Origin of the sequence: Bacillus sp. JJ783, from assembly GCF_036963225.1 — a bacterium.
Taxonomy (GTDB): domain Bacteria; phylum Bacillota; class Bacilli; order Bacillales; family Bacillaceae_G; genus Bacillus_A; species Bacillus_A cereus_U.
In genome coordinates this window covers 1-8397 of record NZ_JBALMG010000030.1, presented here as the reverse complement: position 1 = coordinate 8397, position 8397 = coordinate 1, and the positions used below count along the sequence as shown (strand labels likewise).

The window sequence follows — 8397 nt, the reverse complement described above, 5'->3', positions numbered from 1 at the left end:
GTGTATTTTCGTTTGTATTATTTTGATAATGAGTGGGAATGCACCCCACTCATTATCATTTCACTTTATTAAAACCAGCGCTCAGTTACAACTTTTTTGCGTGTATAAAATTGAACGCCATCCGTACCATTTGTACCAAGATCCCCAAAGAATGAAGCTTTATTTCCTGCAAATGCGAAGAATGCCATTGGTGCTGGAACGTTTACGTTTACACCGATCATACCAGCATCGATGTTATCACGGAATGTTTGTGCATGCTTACCATTTGATGTATAAATAACCGCACCATTTGCAAATTTAGATTGATTTGTCAGTTTGATACCTTCTTCTAAATCTTTAACTCTTACAATACTTAATACCGGAGCGAAAATTTCATCTTGCCAAATTTTCATCTCTTGATTTACGCCATCGAAGATTGTTGCACCAACAAAGTAACCTTCTCCAACTTCTTCATTGATTTTACGGCCATCTACTAGTAAAGTTGCTCCATCTGCTACACCACTATTAATATAGCCTAAAACACGTTCTTTATGAGATTCACGGATTAATGGTCCAACATAATTATCTTCGTTGAAACCGTCACCTACTTTTAACTTCTTCGTTTCTGCTACTAATACATCAATGAATTCATCAGCAATTTCATCAACTACTGCTACTACTGAACATGCCATGCAGCGCTCTCCACTACTTGCAAACGCAGACCCAATTACACCTTGTACTGTTTTCTCAAGGTTGCAATCTGGCATAACAACCGCATGGTTTTTCGCACCTGCTAACGCTTGTACACGTTTACCATTTTTTGTACCAGTTTCATATACGTAGCGTGCCACTGGCTCAGAGCCAACAAACGAAACTGCTTGAATATCTTTATTTTCTAAAATACTATTTACAACATCTTTTCCGCCTTGTACTAAATTTAATACCCCTTTTGGAAAACCAGCTTCATAGAATAACTCTACAAGTCGCTCAGCTAAAAGTGGTGTTCTTTCAGATGTTTTTAATACGAATGTATTACCGCAAGCAATTGCAAGTGGGAACATCCATAACGGAATCATCATCGGGAAGTTAAACGGTGTAATACCAGCAACAACTCCGATTGGGTAGCGCCAAATCGATCCATCAATTCCACTAGCAATATTCGGAAGAGCTTGTCCCATCATTAAATTTGGTGCTGATGTTGCAAGTTCTACCGCTTCAATACCACGCTGTACTTCACCAGTTGCATCCGTTAGCGTTTTACCGTTTTCTAGCGTAATGATTTTTGCAAGCTCATCTTTATTTTCTTGTAACAGTTGTAGATATTTGTATAGTTGTCTTGAACGATTTGGAACTGGCACTTTAGACCATGTTTCGTATGCCGCTTTTGCCGCTTCAACAGCTTTTTCAACATCTTCTTTTGGAGAAAGTGGAACGTAAGCGATGATTTTTCCAGTTGCCGGATTCGGAACCGCTTCTACTTCAGTACCAGTAGATTCTACCCATTCGCCATTAATATGATTTTTCACGCGTTTAATTTCAGTTGTAATCATTATATTCTCTCCTTTTTTATCATGATTTTTATAAGTGCACTATTTTTGATTAGAAATTAATTGTTCGCTAACTTTCTTATATAAAGCAGCCATATCGTTTTCACCATATCCTGCCTCACTCGCTTCTTCATATACGTTTAATAGCATCTCACTTACTGGTAAGTGAAGTTCACTTTCTTTAGCTAAATCTACCGCAAATCCTAAATCTTTCTTTAATAAATTTACAGTAAAGCCCGGCTCATAATTTTCTGATGCAATAAAACTTTTATAATTACGCTCATAAATTCTACTTTGACCGTAACTTACATTTAAAATATCAAACATTTTATCTAAATCCATATTGTTCTTTTTCGCTAATGTTAAAGCTTCACTCACACCAGCTGTATAAAAACCAATTAATAGATTGTTAATTAATTTAACAGTTGTACCGCTATCAATCTGCTCACTAACATGGAAAACATTCGCTCCAAGTACTTCCATGATAGATTCAGTTTTTTCATATACTTCTTTCGATCCACCAACCATAAACGTTAATGTACGGTTTTCTGCACCAATTACCCCGCCACTAACAGGTGCTGCTAAAAAGTCTACTTTCTTTTCCTTCGCCGATTCCTCTAATTGTTTGTTTAATTGTGGAGATACTGTACTTGTATCAATTAAAGCTACATTCGAGTGGCTATTTTCAAATAATCCTTCTTCCCCAAAATATACCGCTTCCACAGCACGAGGTGAAGGTAAACTTGTAAAAATCACATCGCATGTCTCTGCTAGTTTTGAGATTGATAAGCCGATAATTCCTCCTTCTTTTTCAAAGGAAGCTTCAGCCTCTTTATTCAAGTCCACTCCATATACTGTGTATCCCGATTTAACTAAATTTTTAGACATTGGAAGACCCATGTTACCTAAACCGATAAAACCAATCTTTTTCATATCGCTTTCCTCCTATTTACACAATATATTTCCCGCGATTTATAATAACTTTCGCAATGTCTCTCTTTTTCGTAAATAAGTTCGAGTATAAAGGCACTAATAATTGACGGATTTCAGCTAATATTTCTTGTCTATTTTGTTCTTCTGTGACAGCTGCTGAAAGAATGGAAATCGAAGCTTCTTCTACTTTACGATATCCTTCTTCACAAATAACATCTGTTATCATTTGCTTCGTACGCTCTTTTTCCTCACCATTTTTACTAACTGCTTTCCTCGTACGTAAAAATGCTGATTCCATGACGTACACGTCCGTCAACATATTTGATAGTACACGTGAATATTCTTGCTCCTGATCAATTTTTAAGTCCGGAGTTTTAGAGAGCGTTTTCAAAGATTGTTTCAACAATTTTTTCGATAATAAAATGTAACGATGGTTTCTTTCTACATTTGATATATCACTTTCTACTACATGATCTTCAATTTGCTCAAATTGTTTCATTAACATTTTAGCAACTGTTAATCTATTAATTTCGTTCGTTCCTTCAAAAATACGGCTAATTCTAGCATCACGATATAAACGTTCTACTTCGTATTCTTGCATATAACCGTATCCACCATGAATTTGTACAGCCTCATCTACAATATTGCCAAGTGTTTCAGAAGCATTTACTTTATTAAGTGCACATTCAATTGCAAATTGGGACATTTTTTTCATAAGATCTTCATCACTCTCATGAATTGCTTCATCAATTACACCCGCTGTACGGTAAGCTGCACTTTCTGCTCCATATGTAGAAATAATCATATTTGCAATTTTCTCTTGAATCATCGTAAAATCTACTAATTCTGTTTGGAACTGCTTTCGTTCCTTTCCATATTGAACTGACAAACCAATTGCTTGTTTTGCTGTTCCAATATTTCCAAAAGCAAGTTTTAGTCTCGCGAAGTTAAGAATATTAAGAGCTACGTGATGCCCTTTCCCAACTTCCCCTAAAACATTTTCAGCGGGGATGACAACATCTTCTAAAATAAGCGTCGCTGTTGAAGAACCTTTAATCCCCATCTTCTTTTCTTCTAATCCTATTGATACACCTTCACATGTTCTTTCGACAATAAACGCTGTCATTCCTTTATTTGTCTTCGTAAAAACAACGTATACATCTGCCATATGAGCATTTGTAATCCACTGCTTCTCACCATTCAACTTCCAAGCAGTACCCTCTTCATTCAATACTGCACTCGTTTTTGCACTTAATGCATCAGAACCAGCATTTGGCTCAGTTAAAGCATAAGCCCCAATCCATTCTCCCGATGCGATTTTCGGTAAATATTTTTCTTTCTGTTCTTTCGTTCCGTAATATATGTAAGGCAATGTACCTACACCGGCGTGTATATTAAAAGAAACGCTAAATGCACCAGCGTAACCCATTTTCTCTGCTACAAGACCTGAGACAGCCTTTCCTAACTCGAATCCACCATAATCTTCTGGTACCTCAATGCCTAATAATCCAAGTTCCCCAGCTTTCTCAAATAATTGACGAGAAACTTTATAGTTATGTTGTTCAATATTCTCCATTTGTGGGACAATTTCTTGTTTAACGAATTGTTCTGTCGTTTTTGCAATTAAATCTTCATCCCCTGAAAAATCTTCTGGTGTAAAGAAAGTATTATTCACATCTTTATTGAGTGAAAAAAATTCATCCCATGGTAACTTCGTTTTCTCCATCTGAATCCCCCTATCATTTCGGCCTTCATTGCTTTTTGCATATGCTCGTCTACGATGAGTGGAATATCTTACTATTGAAAACAGAAGGCGATGATTTTTCACATCAAGCAGTTCGTTTTGCCAAAGATGTATTCTCATCGCCTAAGTCCTTCTACCTATTGATCTTCAGATAATACTGTTTTTGCAATTCCAGTATCTAAGTCTTCAAAGTCATGATATGAAATTGTTTCATATAACTCACTTCTCGTTTGCATATTAGAAAGTGCATCTTTTTGAGAACCTGTCTCTTTAATTAGCGTAAACACATTCTCATATGCTTTTGCAGCAACACGAAGTGAAGTTACAGGATAAATTACCATTTGGAAGCCCATATTCGCAAATTCCTCTGCACTATAATATGGTGTTTTCCCGAACTCAGTCATATTTGCTAATAAAGGTGCATTCACTTTGCTAGTAAATAAACGGAATTCTTCTTCCGATTGAAGCGCTTCTGGGAATATTGCATCTGCCCCTGCTTTTACATATGCGTTCGCTCTTTCAATCGCTGCATCTAATCCTTCCACGCCGCGAGCATCTGTGCGTGCTACAATATATAAACTTGGCTCAACTTCTTTAATCGCTTTAATTTTTTGAACTAATTCTTCTGTAGTAACAAGTTTCTTACCATTTAAATGTCCACATTTCTTTGGTAATTGTTGATCTTCAATCTGAACAGCCGCAACTTTCGCTTCCACCATTTCTACAGCTGTTCTCGCTACGTTTAGTACTCCACCAAATCCTGTATCAATGTCAACAAGAACTGGTAAATCTGTAGCTCTTACTAGATCCCTTGCTCTCTCTGCTACTTCAGTAGACGTCACGATTCCTAAATCTGGTAGCCCTTTACTTGCAGTATAAGCAGCTCCCGATAAATAAAGAGCTGAAAAACCTGTATTTTTCGCAACAAGAGCCGCCATTGCATCATGAGCACCTGGAATTTGTAAAATTTCATTTGCTTCTACTAAAGCTCGGAAGCGATTCGCAAGCTCCTCTTGTGTTGACTGTTTATTCACAACCCAAGCCATTCTAAATTCCCCCTATTATTAAATTAAGAATAGATCTACAAATTCGTTTACATTCATATTTTCTAGTTTTTCTTCATTTAGACAAACTTCATGAATTTTTTCTTGTTGCTTACTAGAATAATGACCTGCCATATTTGCAGTGAATTTTTGAACAACTTTTGGAATCGCTTCGTCTCTACGGAAACGGTGGCCAAGTGGGTATTCACATTCCACATTTTCTGTTACAGTACCATCTTTAAAATGAACTTGAACAGCGTTGGCGATTGAGCGCTTGTTCGGATCAAGGTAATCTAAACTGTACTGTTTGTTTTCAACAACAACCATCTTATTACGTAATTCATCTACACGTGGATCATTCGCTGCTACATCCTCATAATCATCCGCAACGATATCTCCTTTTAATAAACCAATTGCCGTAATGTATTGTAAGCAATGATCGCGATCAGCTGGGTTATTTAATGGTCCCTCTTTATCGATAATACGAATTGCTGATTCATGAGTTGTAATTGTAATACGATCAATTTCTTCTAATCTTTCTTTAATTTCAGGATATAATTTCACAGCACATTCTGCAGCTGTTTGTGCATGGAACTCTGCTGGGAATGACACTTTGAATAATACATTTTCCATTACATAAGATTCTAGTGGTCTTGCTAATTTTAATTCCTGCTTATTAAATAATACATCTTGGAATCCCCATCCTGGCGCAGATAATGCTGTTGGGTAACCCATTTCACCTTTTAGAGCAGTCATTGCAAGATGAACACCGCGGCTCGTCGCATCTCCTGCTGCCCATGATTTACGTGAACCAGTATTTGGAGCATGACGATATGTACGAAGACTAGAATTATCAATCCACGCATGTGATAATGCATTAAAGATTTCTTCACGCGTTCCGCCAAGCATTTTCGCAACTACCGCAGTTGTTGCTACTTTTACGTATAATACATGGTCAAGACCAACACGGTTTAAGCTGTTTTCTAAAGCAAGTACACCTTGAATTTCATGTGCTTTAATCATCATTTCTAGTACTTCACGTACTTTTAATGGTTCTTTTCCTTCTGAAATACGAACACGGCTAATATAATCTGCTACTGCTAAAATTCCGCCTAAGTTATCAGATGGATGTCCCCATTCTGCGGCAAGCCAAGTATCGTTATAGTCTAACCAACGGATCATACATCCGATATTAAATGCGCCTTTTACTGGATCAAGTACATATGACGTACCTGGTACGCGTGTACCATTTGGCACGATTGTTCCTGGTACAACTGGTCCTAATAATTTTGTGCACTCTGGATATTGTAGCGCTAAAATTCCGCATCCAAGTGTATCAAGTAATACGTAGCGAGCAGTGCTGAATGCTTCTGCACTTGTAACCTCTTTATTTAATACATAATCCGTAATTTCTTCTAATAATGCATCTTTTTGTTTAATTTCATTTGTTTTAATCATACTATTCTTCCCTTTCTGTCGAAAATTCGTTATTATTAATGATGGGTGTCGGTCAAACACCCATCTGGCGGGCGGCGCTAACAACTCCCCAGTTGTTTTTATTTACTAAATGCATGTCGCTCGCCAATATAATTTACACGTGGACGGAACAAACGATTGTTCGCATGTTGCTCAATTACGTGTGCACATAACCCTACTGTTCTAGAACTAAAGAAGATTGGTGTGTAAAGTTGAATTGGAATACCAAGCATCCAATATACTGGAGCAGCATAGTAATCAAGATTCGGATAAATGCCTTTTTCCTTCTCCATAATCTTCTCTCCAGCTTCACACATTTCATATAGTGTATAATCGCCTTTTACATCACAAAGCTGTTTTAAAGCTTCCTTCATCATAAGTGCTCTTGGATCTATCTTCTTCATATATACGCGATGTCCAAAGCCCATGATTTTTTCTTTGTTATAAAGTTTCTTCTGTAATAGTTCTTCAAATTTCTCAACATTGCCAGCTTCTAAAAGCATGTACATAACCGCTTCATTTGCACCACCATGCAAACTTCCTTTTAAAGATGCAACTGCACCTGTTAGAGCGCCGTATAAATCCGATTGTGTTGATGCAATTACGCGAGCTGTAAATGTAGAGTTTGGCATTTCATGTTCACTATATAAAACAAGGGAACGATCAAAGATCTTTTCCTCAAGTTCAGTTGGTTTTTTACCAGTTAACATATAGAAGAAATTCGCACTATATGACAATTCCTGAAGGGGCTGAATTGGCTCCTCGTTATTTAAAATATGATAGCTATTCGCTACGATATTTGGCACTTTACTTAAAAGCTTGTATCCTCGACTTTTATTCACTTCTAACGAGCGATTTTCGATATCACTATCGTAACCAGCTAATGCAGACACACCTGTACGTAACCCATCCATAGGATGCGTTTCTTTAGGCAATGCCTTTAGCACATTAAATACACCTTCTGGCACTGCATATTCTTCTTTTAATTTCTTTTCAATTGTTGCTTTTTCATCCTCATTCGGTAGCTGTTCTTCTAATAAAAGATGCACAATGTCTAAATACTCTTTTGTTTTTGAGAGTTCGATTAAATCATACCCTTGAATTACAATTTCACCTTTTACTGTGTCAAGAAACGAAATTTTCGTCTCCGCTGCTACAACACCATCTAATCCCGGGGAAAATTTTTCTTCAGCTTTCATCATTATTTCCTCCAATCCTAATAGATCTTCGTGCACATAACTGTAAGCCTTTACAATACTGTGAAACTACATTTCTATTTCAATGTATCAGAGTTTTTAGAAGATTTCAATTTATTTTATAATGATGAGTTTCCTATACTTTTACCGATGTAATAATACAATTTTTCAAAAATAACTTTCATCTTTTATAAAGAAAGGACAGACATCCTTTTATAATTTTTTAAAACGAAATATAACAATTACCCATATAATCCCACTAAATACACCTTTAACCTCTTTTTCTTTAACAAATATAAAAAAACGAGCTGCATTCATGCACAGCTCGTTTTTTATAATATTTATTTTATATTCCCATAAATATAATTCTTATATAAAATTTATTTACTTTTAATAAAATTATTATTTTACATAATTAAATTAAATTTCTTCCGTTCCTTTACGATAGCTTACAACTAAATCATAGTTTTGAAAGTACC

Annotated in this window: 6 protein-coding genes; all 6 read right to left on the bottom strand. The window is 36.2% G+C overall.

The features are described 5' to 3' along the window. Positions 1-68: 68 nt before the first annotated feature. The 6 genes from V7038_RS06345 to mmgD all read right to left on the bottom strand — a co-directional run bounded on the left by V7038_RS06345 (position 69) and on the right by mmgD (position 7924). Positions 69-1529 carry a CoA-acylating methylmalonate-semialdehyde dehydrogenase gene (locus V7038_RS06345; protein ID WP_002157930.1) on the bottom strand — a complete coding sequence of 487 codons (1461 nt, stop codon included), beginning with the start codon at positions 1527-1529 and terminating at the stop codon, positions 69-71. A 39-nt stretch (positions 1530-1568) separates the two neighbouring features. After that, positions 1569-2459: an NAD(P)-dependent oxidoreductase gene (locus V7038_RS06340; protein WP_002202095.1), complete on the bottom strand. Its 891-nt coding sequence runs from the start codon at positions 2457-2459 to the stop codon at positions 1569-1571. Between the two features lie 16 nt (positions 2460-2475). Beyond that, positions 2476-4185, bottom strand: coding sequence for an acyl-CoA dehydrogenase family protein (locus V7038_RS06335; protein ID WP_335469553.1), 1710 nt, complete (start codon positions 4183-4185; stop codon positions 2476-2478). A 155-nt stretch (positions 4186-4340) separates the two neighbouring features. After that, on the bottom strand, positions 4341-5249 hold the full coding sequence (prpB, locus tag V7038_RS06330; protein ID WP_002157933.1) for a methylisocitrate lyase: 909 nt from the start codon (positions 5247-5249) through the stop codon (positions 4341-4343). Positions 5250-5267: 18 nt separating this feature from the next. Next, complete coding sequence (prpD, locus tag V7038_RS06325; RefSeq protein ID WP_002157934.1) at positions 5268-6704, bottom strand: 2-methylcitrate dehydratase; 1437 nt, start codon at positions 6702-6704, stop codon at positions 5268-5270. A 98-nt stretch (positions 6705-6802) separates the two neighbouring features. Then, positions 6803-7924, bottom strand: coding sequence for a citrate synthase (gene mmgD, locus V7038_RS06320; RefSeq protein WP_002202097.1), 1122 nt, complete (start codon positions 7922-7924; stop codon positions 6803-6805). Positions 7925-8397 lie beyond the last annotated feature (473 nt).